The sequence below is a fragment of the Mesorhizobium sp. WSM4884 genome (assembly GCF_029625675.1).
Lineage (GTDB): Bacteria > Pseudomonadota > Alphaproteobacteria > Rhizobiales > Rhizobiaceae > Mesorhizobium.
This window is the reverse complement of the sequence record NZ_JARTVO010000021.1, coordinates 1-13,695: the sequence shown is the minus strand read 5'-3', so window position 1 is coordinate 13,695 and position 13,695 is coordinate 1. Positions and strand designations below refer to the sequence as shown.

Annotated in this window: 16 protein-coding genes and 1 pseudogene; 15 read left to right on the top strand and 2 right to left on the bottom strand. The window is 63.2% G+C overall.

Features of this window, described 5'->3' with window-relative positions:
• Nucleotides 1-33: 33 nt before the first annotated feature.
• The 4 genes and pseudogenes from P9236_RS25285 (at nucleotide 34) to P9236_RS25270 (ending at nucleotide 2,504) form a co-directional block, all read left to right on the top strand.
• Entirely contained in the window at nucleotides 34-909 is an 876-nt protein-coding gene (locus P9236_RS25285; RefSeq protein ID WP_278077370.1) for a VOC family protein, read from the top strand.
• Nucleotides 906-1,751 carry a 3-deoxy-8-phosphooctulonate synthase gene (gene kdsA, locus P9236_RS25280; protein WP_278077368.1) on the top strand — a complete coding sequence of 282 codons (846 nt, stop codon included), beginning with the start codon at nucleotides 906-908 and terminating at the stop codon, nucleotides 1,749-1,751. Before P9236_RS25285 ends, kdsA begins: the two co-directional genes overlap by 4 nt.
• An 80-nt stretch (nucleotides 1,752-1,831) precedes the next feature.
• Nucleotides 1,832-2,050: pseudogene (locus P9236_RS25275) on the top strand (dodecin family protein); the annotation flags it as partial.
• An 88-nt stretch (nucleotides 2,051-2,138) separates the two neighbouring features.
• Nucleotides 2,139-2,504: a PRC-barrel domain-containing protein gene (locus P9236_RS25270; RefSeq protein WP_278077366.1), complete on the top strand. Its 366-nt coding sequence runs from the start codon at nucleotides 2,139-2,141 to the stop codon at nucleotides 2,502-2,504.
• Nucleotides 2,505-2,570: 66 nt separating this feature from the next.
• Here P9236_RS25270 and P9236_RS25265 read toward each other — a convergent pair whose 3' ends face one another.
• Nucleotides 2,571-2,693, bottom strand: a complete 123-nt coding sequence (locus P9236_RS25265; protein ID WP_278077365.1) for a hypothetical protein — start codon at nucleotides 2,691-2,693, stop codon at nucleotides 2,571-2,573.
• 199 nt (nucleotides 2,694-2,892) lie between these two features.
• On the opposite strand from P9236_RS25265, the gene eno reads away from it, so the two are divergent.
• The 11 genes from eno to P9236_RS25210 all read left to right on the top strand — a co-directional run bounded on the left by eno (nucleotide 2,893) and on the right by P9236_RS25210 (nucleotide 13,123).
• Nucleotides 2,893-4,167 (top strand): phosphopyruvate hydratase, encoded by a 1,275-nt coding sequence (gene eno / locus P9236_RS25260; RefSeq protein WP_278077363.1) that lies wholly within the window; start codon nucleotides 2,893-2,895, stop codon nucleotides 4,165-4,167.
• A 157-nt stretch (nucleotides 4,168-4,324) separates the two neighbouring features.
• A complete protein-coding gene (locus P9236_RS25255) occupies nucleotides 4,325-4,648 on the top strand; it encodes a septum formation initiator family protein (protein WP_278077361.1) in 324 nt (107 codons plus the stop codon).
• 175 nt (nucleotides 4,649-4,823) lie between these two features.
• On the top strand, nucleotides 4,824-5,870 hold the full coding sequence (gene pdhA / locus P9236_RS25250) for a pyruvate dehydrogenase (acetyl-transferring) E1 component subunit alpha (protein WP_278077360.1): 1,047 nt from the start codon (nucleotides 4,824-4,826) through the stop codon (nucleotides 5,868-5,870).
• Nucleotides 5,871-5,885: 15 nt separating this feature from the next.
• Nucleotides 5,886-7,280, top strand: a complete 1,395-nt coding sequence (locus tag P9236_RS25245) for a pyruvate dehydrogenase complex E1 component subunit beta (RefSeq protein ID WP_278077359.1) — start codon at nucleotides 5,886-5,888, stop codon at nucleotides 7,278-7,280.
• A 30-nt stretch (nucleotides 7,281-7,310) separates the two neighbouring features.
• Nucleotides 7,311-7,580, top strand: coding sequence for a hypothetical protein (locus P9236_RS25240; protein WP_278077358.1), 270 nt, complete (start codon nucleotides 7,311-7,313; stop codon nucleotides 7,578-7,580).
• A 3-nt stretch (nucleotides 7,581-7,583) separates the two neighbouring features.
• Nucleotides 7,584-8,939 (top strand): pyruvate dehydrogenase complex dihydrolipoamide acetyltransferase, encoded by a 1,356-nt coding sequence (locus P9236_RS25235; protein WP_278077357.1) that lies wholly within the window; start codon nucleotides 7,584-7,586, stop codon nucleotides 8,937-8,939.
• A 133-nt stretch (nucleotides 8,940-9,072) separates the two neighbouring features.
• Nucleotides 9,073-9,711 carry an SGNH/GDSL hydrolase family protein gene (locus P9236_RS25230; protein ID WP_278077356.1) on the top strand — a complete coding sequence of 213 codons (639 nt, stop codon included), beginning with the start codon at nucleotides 9,073-9,075 and terminating at the stop codon, nucleotides 9,709-9,711.
• A gap of 28 nt (nucleotides 9,712-9,739) precedes the next feature.
• Entirely contained in the window at nucleotides 9,740-11,185 is a 1,446-nt protein-coding gene (gene lpdA, locus P9236_RS25225) for a dihydrolipoyl dehydrogenase (RefSeq protein WP_278077355.1), read from the top strand.
• A 120-nt stretch (nucleotides 11,186-11,305) separates the two neighbouring features.
• Complete coding sequence (locus P9236_RS25220) at nucleotides 11,306-11,563, top strand: GlsB/YeaQ/YmgE family stress response membrane protein (RefSeq protein ID WP_059188542.1); 258 nt, start codon at nucleotides 11,306-11,308, stop codon at nucleotides 11,561-11,563.
• A 130-nt stretch (nucleotides 11,564-11,693) separates the two neighbouring features.
• Nucleotides 11,694-12,659, top strand: coding sequence for a lipoyl synthase (gene lipA, locus P9236_RS25215; RefSeq protein ID WP_278077446.1), 966 nt, complete (start codon nucleotides 11,694-11,696; stop codon nucleotides 12,657-12,659).
• 8 nt (nucleotides 12,660-12,667) lie between these two features.
• A complete protein-coding gene (locus P9236_RS25210; RefSeq protein WP_278077354.1) occupies nucleotides 12,668-13,123 on the top strand; it encodes a type II toxin-antitoxin system RatA family toxin in 456 nt (151 codons plus the stop codon).
• Nucleotides 13,124-13,126: 3 nt separating this feature from the next.
• On the opposite strand, the gene P9236_RS25205 is transcribed toward P9236_RS25210, so the two are convergent.
• The gene (locus tag P9236_RS25205; protein ID WP_278077353.1) at nucleotides 13,127-13,624 is read right to left on the bottom strand and encodes a CinA family protein; all 498 of its coding nucleotides are present in this window, start codon (nucleotides 13,622-13,624) and stop codon (nucleotides 13,127-13,129) included.
• Nucleotides 13,625-13,695: the final 71 nt, after the last annotated feature.

The following is a 13,695-nucleotide window of genomic DNA, read 5'->3' as shown; positions in this document are numbered from 1 at the left end:
ACCGATTTCCGGAATGGGGCACACCGCGCCGGTATGATCGAAACTTCGACACACCCGCTCGACCATCTCGTTCTGCCCACGCGAAGCCTCGAGATCGCAAGGCTGCGCCTTTCGTCGCTCGGCTTTGTCGTCGCGCCGACCGGCATCCATCCGTTCGGAACCGAAAACGCCTGCGTCTTTTTCGCTGACGGCACCTATCTGGAGCCGCTGGCCGTCGGTGATGAAAAAACGGCCGATCGGGCGATAGGTGAAGGCAACGTCTTCGTCGCGCGCGACCGCCTTTACCGCAGCAGGCTTGGCGACGAGGGCTTCTCCGCAGTCGTGTTCGGAACCGCCGATGCCGATGCCGACCAAGCACGCTATGTCGAAGCAGGGCTGTCTGCCGGCAACATGCTGGGCTTTTCGCGCGCCTTCACCGACACCACGGGCAAAAGCGACACGGCATCGTTCAAACTGGCGTTCGTGGCCGACAGCAAGGCAACGGACGCATTCCTATTCGCCTGCCAACGCATCAATGCGCTGAAGATCGACCGTACGGCACTGCAGGCGCATGCCAATGGGGTGACCGGCATCATCGAGATCGTCGCGGTCAGCGACAGGCCTTCGAGCCAGGCCAGGTTGCTGTCGACCGCCGCCGGCCGGGACGCGAACGACGGTGACAAGGTTCGATTGCCCAACGCGACTTTGACCGTTCTGACGCCCGACGCTTTTGCCTCGCGCTTTGGTGTATCGGCAGGGAACCCCTCGGATCTCCGATTCGCGGCCATCATCTTTGCGGTTCGCAGCATTCCCGCCGCCACCCGGCTACTTGCGGCCAACGCGATCGAACACGACATGAGCGGCGACGAGATCGTCGTGCCGCCGACGCCCGGTCAGGGCGCAGCCTTCATCTTTCGGGAGATCCCATGAGCGAGCCCCTGGCGCCCAATGCATCGGTAACCGTCGGCAAGGTCGTCTTCGCCAACAATGCGCCCTTGTCGCTGATCGCCGGCCCCTGCCAGCTCGAATCGCGCCAGCACGCCTTCGACATGGCCGGCGCGCTAAAGGAACTGACCGAGCGGCTGGGCATAGGGCTCGTCTACAAGACGAGCTACGACAAGGCGAACCGCACCTCGCTGTCGGCGACGCGCGGCGCCGGCCTCGAGGCGGCGATGCCCATCTTCGACGACCTGCGCAAGGCCTTCTCCATCCCGGTGTTGACAGATGTCCACACCGAGGAGCAATGCGCGATCGTTGCGCCGCATGTCGACGTCCTGCAGATACCGGCTTTCCTTTCGCGCCAGACCGACATGCTTGTCGCCGCGGCGCGGACGGGCAAGATCGTCAACGTGAAGAAGGGCCAGTTCCTGGCCCCGTGGGACATGAAGAACGTCGTCGCCAAGATCACCGGTTCCGGCAACGCCAACGTGCTGGTCACCGAGCGCGGCGCGTCTTTCGGGTACAATACGCTGGTGTCGGACATGCGCGCTCTGCCGATCATGGCGGAGATCGGCGCGCCGGTGATTTTCGACGCCACCCATTCCGTGCAGCAGCCGGGCGGGCAGGGCGGCTCCTCCGGCGGCGAACGGCGCTTCGTCGCGACGCTGGCTTGCGCTGCCGTCGCCGTTGGCGTTGCCGGGGTCTTCATCGAGACCCACCATGATCCGGACAACTCGACCTCTTCCGACGGCCCCAACATGGTGCCCCTCAAGGACATGCCGGCCTTACTTGAAAAGCTGATGGCGTTCGACCACGTCGCCAAGGGGCGCTGATAGCGGTATCCTGCTGACTCCTGCGCCGGTTTGTGGTTGCAATTGGCCGGCTGTACGCTCTCCCCGCGCAACTGAGCGCCTTGGCAGGAGGAAGCCATGTCCGTCGCCGTGTCACCGAGATCACATCGTCGTCCAACAAAGGCTTTCAGGACGCGATCGAGAAGGGCATTGCGCGCGCGGCAAAGACCCTGAAGAACGTCGAAGGCGCCTGGATCCAGGACCAGAAGATCGTGGTCGAGAACGGCAAGATCTCCGCCCCCTATCGGGTCAACATGAAGGTGACGTTCATCCTCACCGACCAGCATCAGGCGCCAGCGGAAAAGTCTGGAACCTTCGTTCGCTCCCCTCATTGTCAAAACAGGCATTCAACCTGAGAGGAGCACCACAATGACCACCCCGTCTGGGCACACCGAAGCCATTGCCGCCTCGCGCGTCATCGGCACGTCGGTCTACAACACCGAGGGCAGCAGCATCGGCAGCGTCGAGGACGTCATGCTCGACAAGATGTCGAACGGCATCATGTTCGCCGTCATCGGCTTCGGCGGTTTCCTCGGCATGGGCGAGAAATATCACGCCATCCCATGGGCTAGCCTCGACTATGACGCGGACAAGGGCGGCTACGTCGTGCCTTTCACCAAGGATCAGCTCAAGGCGGCGCCCGCGTACTCGATCAAGGAATTGACCGGCGCCGACGGCGAAGCGGCACGCGATGCGTCGTTCGAATACTACCACGTAGCGCCTTACTGGCATTGACGGCGAGCGGCGAATTGGAATCGGAGGCCCCCGGAAAAATCCGGGGGCCTCCGCGTTTCTGGACCTCTACTCGGCCGCGCGGAGGGTAGAAAGCTCCATCGAGCTTTGCTGGGGTTTCTGACTGTCGCACGAAGTCAGGAATGCCGCCGCGATCAGGAACAAACTCACGATACCGCTCAACTGGGACATGGCGAAACTCCTCCTGTTTCGCCCCGCGCGAACCCGATCATAGTTCAGAAGGGCCGGTCATGCGCATGACTTATGATGACAGAAATTTGCGCTTCGTGAATCATGGCGCCGGCAATATTTGCGGGCGGTCCGATTGCCTTTTGCGGTGCTTTGGCTAAGAGGGGCGCGACGCTTCAATCGATCAATCGGGGACATCGCAATGACCGCCATCATCGACATTGTCGGGCGTGAAATCCTGGACAGCCGTGGAAATCCGACCGTCGAGGTCGACGTGGTGCTGGAAGACGGCTCGATGGGCCGCGCCGCGGTGCCGTCGGGCGCCTCGACCGGCGCGCACGAGGCGGTCGAGCTGCGCGACGGCGGGCCGCGCTATCTCGGCAAGGGCGTCGAGCGGGCGGTCGAGGCGGTCAACGGCGAGCTGTTCGAGGCGATCGGCGGCATGGAGGCCGAGAACCAGATCCATATCGACCAGACGATGATCGAGCTCGACGGCACGGCGAACAAGAGCCGCCTCGGCGCCAACGCCATCCTCGGCGTGTCGCTGGCGGTCGCCAAGGCCGCAGCGGAGGCCGCCGGCCTGCCGGTCTACCGCTATGTCGGCGGCACCAAGGCGCACATCCTGCCGGTGCCGATGATGAACATCATCAATGGCGGCGCCCATGCCGACAATCCGATCGACTTCCAGGAATTCATGATCCTGCCGGTCGGCGCACCGACGCTGCGCGACGGCGTGCGCTGGGGCTCGGAGATCTTTCACACGCTGCGCAAAAAGCTGAAGGACGCCGGCCACAACACCAATGTCGGCGATGAGGGCGGCTTCGCCCCCAACCTTAAGAGCGCGCCGGCGGCGCTCGACTTCATCATGGAATCGATCGAGAAAGCCGGCTTCAAGCCGGGCGAGGATGTGGCGCTTGGTCTCGACTGCGCCGCCACCGAGTTCTTCAAGGACGGCAACTACGTCTATGAGGGCGAGAAGAAGACCCGCGATCCGAAGACGCAGGCCAAATACCTTGCCAAGCTCGCTTCCGACTACCCGATCATCACCATCGAGGATGGCCTTGCCGAGGACGACTGGGAAGGCTGGAAGATACTCACCGACCTGATCGGCAAGAAGGTTCAGCTCGTCGGCGACGATCTCTTCGTCACCAACACGGCGCGGCTGCGCGACGGCATCCGCATGGGCGTCGCCAATTCCATCCTGGTCAAGGTCAACCAGATCGGCTCGCTGACCGAAACGCTCGACGCCGTCGAAACCGCGCACAAGGCGGGCTATACCGCCGTCATGTCGCACCGCTCGGGCGAGACCGAGGATTCGACCATTGCCGACCTCGCGGTCGCGACCAATTGCGGACAGATCAAAACCGGCTCGCTGTCGCGCTCGGACCGCATGGCCAAGTACAACCAGCTCATCCGCATCGAAGAGGAGCTCGGCAAGCAGGCGCGCTATGCCGGCAAGTCGGTGGTCAAGGGCTGATCCAAGCTCGTTCCGAACCAGCAAAAGGGCGGGTCATCCCGCCCTTTTTTGTTTCTGCGAACCTCGCGCCCGACCGTCGGTAACCCCCCATTAAGCACAATTGGGCGAAAAGAGAGATGATGGCCGCTTGCGTTCGCGGCAGCGAGGGTTTCGGGTCATGTGGACACGTCAGCACAAGCAGAGAAACACCGGCAGGCTGATCATTCCGTCACTCTGCGTGCTGTTCCTGGCCTATTTCGGCTTCCATGCCTATCACGGCGAGTTCGGCATCTATTCCAAATATCGGCTGCAGGCCCAGGCCGCCGAACTGCAGGCCCAGCTCGACACCGTCAAGGCGCGCCGGGTCGACTTGGAACGTCGTGTCCAGCTCATGCATGAAGGCACGCTGGAAAAGGACATGCTTGACGAGCAGGCCCGAAAGGCGCTCAATCTGTCCCAGCCCGACGAAATCATCATAATGCTGCCCGCGCCTGCGAAATAACCGGATTTCGGTTAATCGTATTTATTTGCAATGATTCTAACCGCTTAGATGCATGCCAGCCATGCATTTTTCAGCATAGCGCAATGCATCCTTGCGTGTTAGCCTCGCTCAAATCGGTGGGGAGACGGTCGCTCTCCCTGAATGTCCGCGAAGAGACGCCAACAGGGAGTGATGCATGGCCACCGCCGCCAGAAAAGCGCCTGCCAAGTCCAAATCCAGATCCGACGGCAAATCGTCGGTCCTTTCCACCCCCAAGCCGGTCGAATTCACCAAGGAAGAAGAGCTTTCCGCCTATAGGCACATGCTGCTCATCCGCCGCTTCGAGGAGAAGGCCGGCCAGCTCTATGGCATGGGCTTCATCGGCGGCTTCTGCCACCTCTACATCGGCCAGGAGGCCGTCGTCACCGGCATGAAAATGGCGCTGGTCGAGGGCGACCAGATGATCACCGCCTATCGCGACCACGGCCACATGCTGGCGATGGAACTGTCGCCGCGCGGCGTCATGGCCGAGCTCACGGGACGCCGCGGCGGCCTGTCGAAGGGCAAGGGCGGCTCCATGCACATGTTCTCCAAGGAGAAGCATTTCTACGGCGGCCACGGCATCGTCGGCGCGCAGGTGTCGCTAGGCACCGGTCTCGCCTTCGCCAACCGCTACCGCGACAACAAGAATGTCTCGCTGACCTATTTCGGCGACGGCGCCGCCAACCAGGGCCAGGTCTACGAAAGCTTCAACATGGCCTCGCTGTGGAAGCTGCCGGTGATCTACATCATCGAGAACAACCGTTACGCCATGGGTACGTCCGTCTCGCGCTCATCGGCCGAGACCGACTTCTCCAACCGCGGCGCCTCGTTCAAGATCCCCGGCATCCAGGTCGACGGCATGGACGTCCGCGCCGTCAAGGCGGCCGGCGACGTCGCCGCCGAATGGTGCCGCGCCGGCAACGGCCCGCTGATCCTCGAAATGCAGACCTATCGCTATCGCGGCCACTCGATGTCCGACCCGGCGAAATACCGCTCCAAGGAGGAAGTGCAGAAGATGCGCTCCGAGCATGATCCGATCGAGCAGGTGAGGGTGCGGCTGCTCGACAAGAAATGGGCGAGCGAGGACGAGCTCAAGGCCATCGACAAGGAGGTTCGCGACGTCGTCGCCGATGCCGCCGAATTCGCCCAGAACGACGCCGAGCCGGATCCGTCCGAGCTCTGGACCGACGTGCTGCTTTAAGGGGAGGGCAAGGACATGCCGATCGAAATTCTCATGCCCGCGCTCTCGCCGACGATGGAAGAGGGCAATCTTTCCAAGTGGTTGAAGAACGAAGGCGACAAGGTCGTCGCCGGTGACGTGATCGCCGAGATCGAGACCGACAAGGCGACGATGGAAGTCGAGGCCGTGGATGAAGGCACGCTCGCCAAGATCGTGGTTCCTGCCGGCACCGAAGGCGTCAAGGTCAACGCGGTGATCGCCGTGCTTGCGGTCGACGGTGAAGACGTCGACAAGGCCGGCGAAGGCATCGGCGAAGAGCCTGCCAAGGCTGAGACCGCCGCAGCGCCGGCGCCTGCTGCGCGGGAAGAGGCTCCCGCCAAGCCGCAGCCCGTCGCCGCCGCGCCGAAGGCCGAGATTGCCGCCGACCCCGACATTCCCGCCGGTACCGGGATGGTGTCGACCACGGTGCGCGAAGCGCTCCGCGACGCGATGGCCGAAGAGATGCGCCGCGACGGCGACGTCTTCGTCATGGGCGAGGAAGTCGCCGAGTACCAGGGCGCCTACAAGATCACCCAAGGCCTGCTGCAGGAATTCGGGCCGCGGCGCGTGGTCGACACACCGATCACCGAACATGGCTTTGCCGGCGTCGGCGTCGGGGCAGCGATGGCCGGCCTGAAGCCGATCGTCGAGTTCATGACCTTCAACTTCGCCATGCAGGCGATCGACCAGATCATCAACTCGGCCGCCAAGACGCTCTATATGTCCGGCGGCCAGATGGGCGCGCCGATCGTGTTCCGCGGCCCGAACGGCGCAGCCGCCCGCGTCGCCGCCCAGCACTCGCAGTGTTATGCCGCCTGGTACAGCCATATCCCCGGCCTGAAGGTGGTGATGCCTTACACGGCGGCCGACGCCAAGGGCCTGCTCAAGGCGGCGATCAGGGATCCGAACCCGGTCATCTTCCTCGAGAACGAAATCCTCTACGGTCAGTCCTTCGACGTGCCGAAGCTCGACGATTTCGTGCTGCCGATCGGCAAGGCGCGTGTCCACAAGCAGGGCAAGGACGTCACCATCGTCTCCTTCGGCATCGGCATGACCTACGCGGTCAAGGCGGAAGCCGAGCTGCGCGGCATGGGCATCGACGCCGAGATCATCGATTTGCGAACCGTCCGTCCGCTCGACTTCGACACGATCATCGCCTCGGTGAAGAAGACCAACCGTCTCGTGGTGGTGGAGGAAGGCTTCCCGCAGAGCTCGGTCGGCGATCACGTCGCCAACCAAGTGTCGCAACGCGCCTTCGACTTCCTCGATGCGCCGGTGATCACCATTGCCGGCAAGGACGTGCCGATGCCCTATGCGGCGAACCTCGAGAAGCTGGCGCTGCCCAATGTCGGCGAGGTCGTCGAGGCAGTCAAAGCCGTCACCTATCGATAAGGAACGACGCCGATGCCGTCCTTCTGGATCTTGGCCGCGGTCATCGTTCCCACCGTCGGGGTTGCTTTTCTGGTGCGCTCCATGACGGGCAAGTTCGATGCGATCCTGCTGATGCTCAGCGGTATCGCTTCGCTTGTTCTCGCAATTGTCGCGACCGGCTCTGCCCAAGTCGACCAGACGGGCGGCATGATGAGCCTGGAAATGACCAAAAGCAGTTTCCACTTCGGCGTCCTGCCGCCGGTCTTCATCGTCGCCACGCTGACGGTCATGCGCGGCCTGTTCAAATTCATTCAGGAGTGAGCGATGCCAATCAACATCACCATGCCGGCCCTGTCGCCCACGATGGAAGAGGGCAATCTCGCCAAGTGGCTGGTCAAGGAAGGTGACAAGGTTTCGCCCGGCGACGTGATCGCGGAGATCGAGACCGACAAGGCGACGATGGAAGTCGAGGCCGTCGATGAAGGCACCGTCGCCAAGCTCGTCGTTCCGGCCGGAACCGAAGGCGTCAAGGTCAACGCCGTGATCGCTATCCTGGCCGGTGAAGGCGAGGATGCCAGTGCGGCTGCAAAAGCCGACGGCGGGGCCACACCCAAGGCGGAAGCGCCGAAGACCGAGGCTCCCAAGGAAGCGCCGAAGCCGGCAGCCGCGACGCCCGTGCCGGCGAAGGCCGAGCCCGCTCCGGTCGCCAACGGCCATGCCGGCGGCGAGCGCGTGTTCGCATCGCCGCTTGCCCGCCGCATCGCCAAGGATGCCGGCGTCGACGTGGCGGCGCTCAGCGGTTCCGGTCCGCACGGCCGCGTGGTGAAGGCCGACGTCGAGGCGGCGATCGCTTCCGGCGGCGCCAAGGCGGCGCCTGCCGCCAAGGCTCCTGCGGCTGCGCCGGCCGCTCCGGCCCCCGCGGCAAAGCCGATGTCGGACGATCAGGTGCTGAAGCACTTCGCCGAGGGCTCCTACGAGCTCGTGCCGCACGACAATATGCGCAAGACCATCGCGCGCCGCCTGGTCGAGGCCAAGAGCACCATCCCGCATTTCTACCTGACGCTCGACTGCGAGCTCGACGCGCTCTTGGCGCTGCGCACGCAGCTCAATGCCGCGGCGCCGATGAAGAAGACCGAGAAGGGCGAGATTCCCGCCTACAAGCTCTCGGTCAACGACATGGTGATCAAGGCGATGGCCATGGCGCTGATGGCGGTGCCGGACGCCAACGCCTCCTGGACCGACAACGCCATGGTCAAGCACAAGCACGCCGATGTCGGCGTCGCCGTGTCGATCCCCGGCGGCCTGATCACGCCGATCATCCGCCATGCCGACGAAAAGACGCTGTCCACCATCTCCAACGAGATGAAGGACCTCGCCAGCCGCGCCCGCAGCCGCAAGCTGAAACCCGAGGAATACCAGGGCGGTACGACCGCCGTGTCCAATCTCGGCATGTTTGGCGTCAAGGACTTCGCCGCCGTCATCAACCCGCCGCACGCGACGATCCTCGCGGTGGGCGCGGGCGAGGAGCGCGCGGTGGTGAAGAAAGGTGAGATCAAGATCGCCACCGTGATGTCGGTCACGCTATCCACCGATCACCGCGCCGTCGACGGCGCGCTCGGCGCTGAATTGCTCGGCGCCTTCAAGCGCATGATCGAAAACCCGATGGGCATGCTGGTCTAGGAGGGGAAAAGGCGGTGCGGAAAATCTTCACCGGCCTTTTCGCCTTCATCGTTTCCGATCCCGCTGGCGAGCTGGTCGCACGCCGGCGCGTCAGATGCTCGTGGTCAGATTTCGACAGAGTTGGGGCAACCGCATGAAGACAATCCTCTGCTATGGCGACTCGCTGACTTGGGGCTATGACGCCGCCAGCCTCGGCCGCCACGCGCTGGAAGATCGCTGGCCGAGTGTGCTGAAGGCAGCACTGGGCGACGGCATTGAGGTCATTGCCGAGGGATTGAACGGCCGCACGACCGCCTTCGACGATCACCTGGCCGGAGCCGACCGGAATGGGGCGAGGACGCTGCCGACGATCCTCACGACGCACGCGCCGCTCGACCTGGTCATCTTCATGCTCGGCGCCAACGACATGAAGCCCTGGATCCACGGTAATCCCGTCGCCGCCAAGCAGGGCATGCAGCGCCTGGTCGATATCGTGCGCGGCCACGACTATCCGTTCGACTGGTCGGCGCCGCAAATCCTGATTGTTGCGCCGCCGACTGTCACCCGCACCGACAATGCCGAGTTCAAGGAAATGTTCGCCGGCGGCGACGATGCCTCGAAGCGGCTGGCGCCGCAATATTCGACACTTGCCGACGAGGCCGGCTGTGGCTTCTTCGATGCCGGCAGCGTGGCGACGACCACGCCGCTCGACGGTGTCCATCTCGATGCGGAAAACACGCGCCGGATAGGCCAGTCGCTGGCCCCGCTCGTGCGTGTGATGCTCTCACTCTAACCCCGAGAAAGATCAGGGAGAAAAACCCGTGGCTGAGAACTACGACGTCATCATCATCGGCTCAGGCCCCGGCGGCTATGTCACTGCGGTGCGCTCCGCCCAACTCGGCTTCAAGACGGCGATCGTCGAGCGCGAGCATCTCGGCGGCATTTGTCTCAACTGGGGCTGCATCCCGACCAAGGCGCTGCTGCGCTCGGCCGAGATCATGCACTATTCGGATCATCTCAAGGATTACGGCCTGAAGCTCGACGGCAAGGTCAGCCCCGATACGGCCGCCGTCGTCGACCGTTCGCGCAAGGTCTCGCTCAGGCTGAATGGCGGCGTCGCCTTCCTGATGAAGAAGAACAAGGTCGACGTTATCTGGGGCGAGGCGAAACTCACAAAGCCGGGTGAGATCGTGGTGTCCAAGACAGCCAAGAAGCCGATGGAGCCGCAGCCGCCGGTGCCGAAAGGTGTCAAGGGCGAGGGCACCTACGCCGCCAAGCACATCATCCTGGCGACCGGCGCCAGGCCGCGCGCGCTGCCCGGCATCGAGCCGGACGGCAAGCTGATCTGGACCTATTTCGAGGCGATGGTGCCGAAGGAGATGCCGAAGTCCCTGCTGGTGATGGGCTCGGGCGCCATCGGCATCGAGTTCGCGTCCTTCTATCGCACCATGGGTGCCGAGGTGACGGTGGTCGAATTGCTGCCGGCGGTGATGCCGGTCGAGGATGCCGAGGTCTCGAAATTCGCGCAGAAGCAGTTCGAGAAGCAGGGCATGAAGATCCTGCTCGAAGCCAAGGTGACCAAGGTCGAGAAGGGCGCCAACTCGGTCACCGCGCATGTCGAGATGAAGGACGGCAAGGTCGAGAAGATCACCGCCGACCGCATGATCTCGGCCGTCGGCGTGCAAGGCAACATCGAGAACCTCGGCCTCGAGACGCTCGGCGTGAAGACGGAGCGCGGCTGCGTCGTGGTCGACGGCTACGGCAAGACGAACGTGCCCGGCATCTACGCCATCGGCGATGTGGCGGGGCCGCCGATGCTTGCGCACAAGGCCGAGCACGAGGGCGTGGTCTGCGTTGAAAAGATCGCCAATTTCCCTGGCGTGCACGCCATCGACAAGCTGAAGATCCCCGGCTGCACCTATTGCAGCCCGCAGGTCGCATCGGTCGGCCTCACCGAAGCCAAGGCCAAAGCCGAAGGCAAGGACATTCGCGTCGGCCGTTTCCAGTTCGGCGCCAACGGCAAGGCCATCGCGCTTGGCGAGGACCAGGGCTTCATCAAGACCATCTTCGACAAGAAGACCGGCCAGCTGCTCGGCGCGCATATGATCGGCGCCGAGGTGACCGAGCTCATCCAGGGCTTCGTCGTGGCGATGAACCTGGAGACCACCGAGGAAGAGCTGATGCACACGATCTTCCCGCATCCGACACTGTCGGAGATGATGAAGGAAAGCGTGCTCGACGCCTATGGCCGTGCTTTGAACGCATGATAAATCGCAAATCGATGATAGATTGGCTGCGCGAGACTCATACTCGGCAGCCGGAGAATCCTGACGGCAAGGCCGCTCATATCCGGATGCACGTCCAACTGGCACAGGAGGAGTTGGCAGATGCACTTGAATGGCGTCGGCTGGATTGCAGCCATCATCATCGGAGGTCTGGCGGGCTGGCTCGCCGAGATGGTCATGAAGAGCAATACCGGCATCTTCATGAACATTATCATGGGTATCGTCGGCGCGGTGGTGCTGAACGCGATCCTGCAGGCTCTCAACATCCAGTCATTCGGCGTCGGCTGGGTGGCCTATCTCATCACCGGCTTCATCGGCGCCTGCCTGCTGATCTTTGTCGGCCGGCTGGTGAGGCGCTGAGCACCAGCGAAATCCGTTATGCGAAAATGGCCGTGGCGGCATGCGCCGGCGCGGCCTTTTTCTTTGCTCCGAAAAGTCCTAGATGACGCAGACAGGCGGCCGCGACGCCGGCGGCCGCGAAGGGTTTGAGATGGTCACTGTTCTCGACACGATCGCCAATGCGCCGCGCCCGCGGCATCCTGAAAAGGCGCACAGGCCGGACCAGGAAGTGCTGCGCAAGCCGGACTGGATTCGCGTCAGGGCACCGGTTTCCAAGGGTTATGCCGAAACGCGCGAGATCGTGAAGTCGAACAAGCTGGTGACGGTGTGCGAGGAGGCTGGCTGCCCGAACATCGGCGAATGCTGGGACAAGAAGCACGCCACCTTCATGATCATGGGCGAGATCTGCACGCGCGCCTGCGCCTTCTGCAACGTCGCCACCGGCATCCCGACCGCGCTCGATCCGGATGAGCCGGCGCGTGTCGCCCACGCGGTCAAGCAGATGGGCCTCAGCCATGTCGTCATCACCTCGGTCGACCGCGACGATCTTGACGACGGCGGAGCGCAGCATTTTGCCGACGTCATCCATGCCATCCGCGTGGCCGCCCCTTCGACGACGATCGAGATCCTGACGCCCGACTTCCTGCGCAAGGATGGCGCGCTGGAGATCGTCGTTGAGGCCAAGCCCGACGTCTTCAACCACAATCTCGAAACCGTGCCGTCGAACTACCTGACGGTACGGCCGGGCGCCCGTTATTTCCACTCGATCCGGCTGCTGCAGCGCGTCAAAGAACTCGATCCGTCGATCTTCACCAAGTCCGGCATCATGGTCGGTCTGGGCGAGGAACGGAACGAAGTGCTGCAGCTCATGGACGACCTGCGTTCGGCCAATGTCGACTTCATGACCATCGGCCAGTATCTGCAGCCCTCGAAGAAGCACCATCCGGTGATCCGCTTCATCACGCCGGACGAATTCAAGTCCTACGAGACGATCGGCAAGACGAAGGGTTTCCTGCTGGTTGCGTCGAGCCCGCTGACGCGCTCCTCGCATCACGCCGGCGAGGATTTCGCCAGGTTGCGCGCGGCGCGCGAGGCCCAGCTCGAAAAAGCCAGCTGACCGGTTAGATGCCGAAATTCGAAGCCACCCGCCGCGTTGCCTACACGCCGGAACAGATGTTCGCGCTGGTGGCGGATATCGAGGCCTATCCGCAATTCCTGCCGCTCTGCGAGGCACTGGCCGTGCGCTCTCGCAAGGAGCGCGATGGCCGCACCATCCTCGTCGCCGACATGAGCATCGGCTACAAGGCGATCCGCGAGACTTTTACGACGCAGGTTCTGCTTAAGCCCGACGAGAACGCCATCGACGTAAAATACATCGACGGCCCGTTCAAATATCTCAGCAATATCTGGCGCTTCGACCCGGCCGACAATGGCTGCGAAGTGCATTTCTTCATCGACTACGAATTCAAGAGCCGCATCCTCGGCGCGCTGATGGGCACGATGTTCGACCGTGCCTTCCGCATGTTCTCCGAAGCATTCGAAAAACGGGCGAACGTGATCTACGGCACAAAACCTGCCTGATCCTTACCTCGCCTGATCTTCACCAACCGCGCGAAGTCCGAGTTGCAGCGCATGCCGCACCGTCTCGTGGCGGATGAATTCGCGGCCCTTATGCGCAAACAGCTGGCGCTCGGCGATAACCGGCTGTCCGGCAAGTGCTATCCCGAACCAGACGAGACCGACCGGCTTTTCCGCCGAGCCGCCGCTCGGACCGGCAATGCCGGTGACAGCCAGCGAGAGGCTGGCGCGCGAATGCGTTAGTGCGCCGGTTGCCATTTCGAGCACCGTCTCGCGCGAAACGGCGCCATAGGCGTCGAGCGTCGCGGCGGAGACGCCGAGCATCTCCATCTTGGCTTCGTTGGAATAGGTGATGAAGCCGCGGTCGACCACGGCGGAAGAGCCGGCAATGTCGGTGAGCGCCGCAATGATCATGCCGCCGGTGCAGCTTTCGGCCGTGGCCAGCATGATGCCGCGCTGCTGGCAGGCCTGGAGCAGGGCGATTGCGAGTTCGGCGTTGCTCATCAGGCAACCTCACGATTGCGTTGAATCAGTTTAAGAGCTGATTGGGCGTTGGTCCCGCGCCACCGTGACGA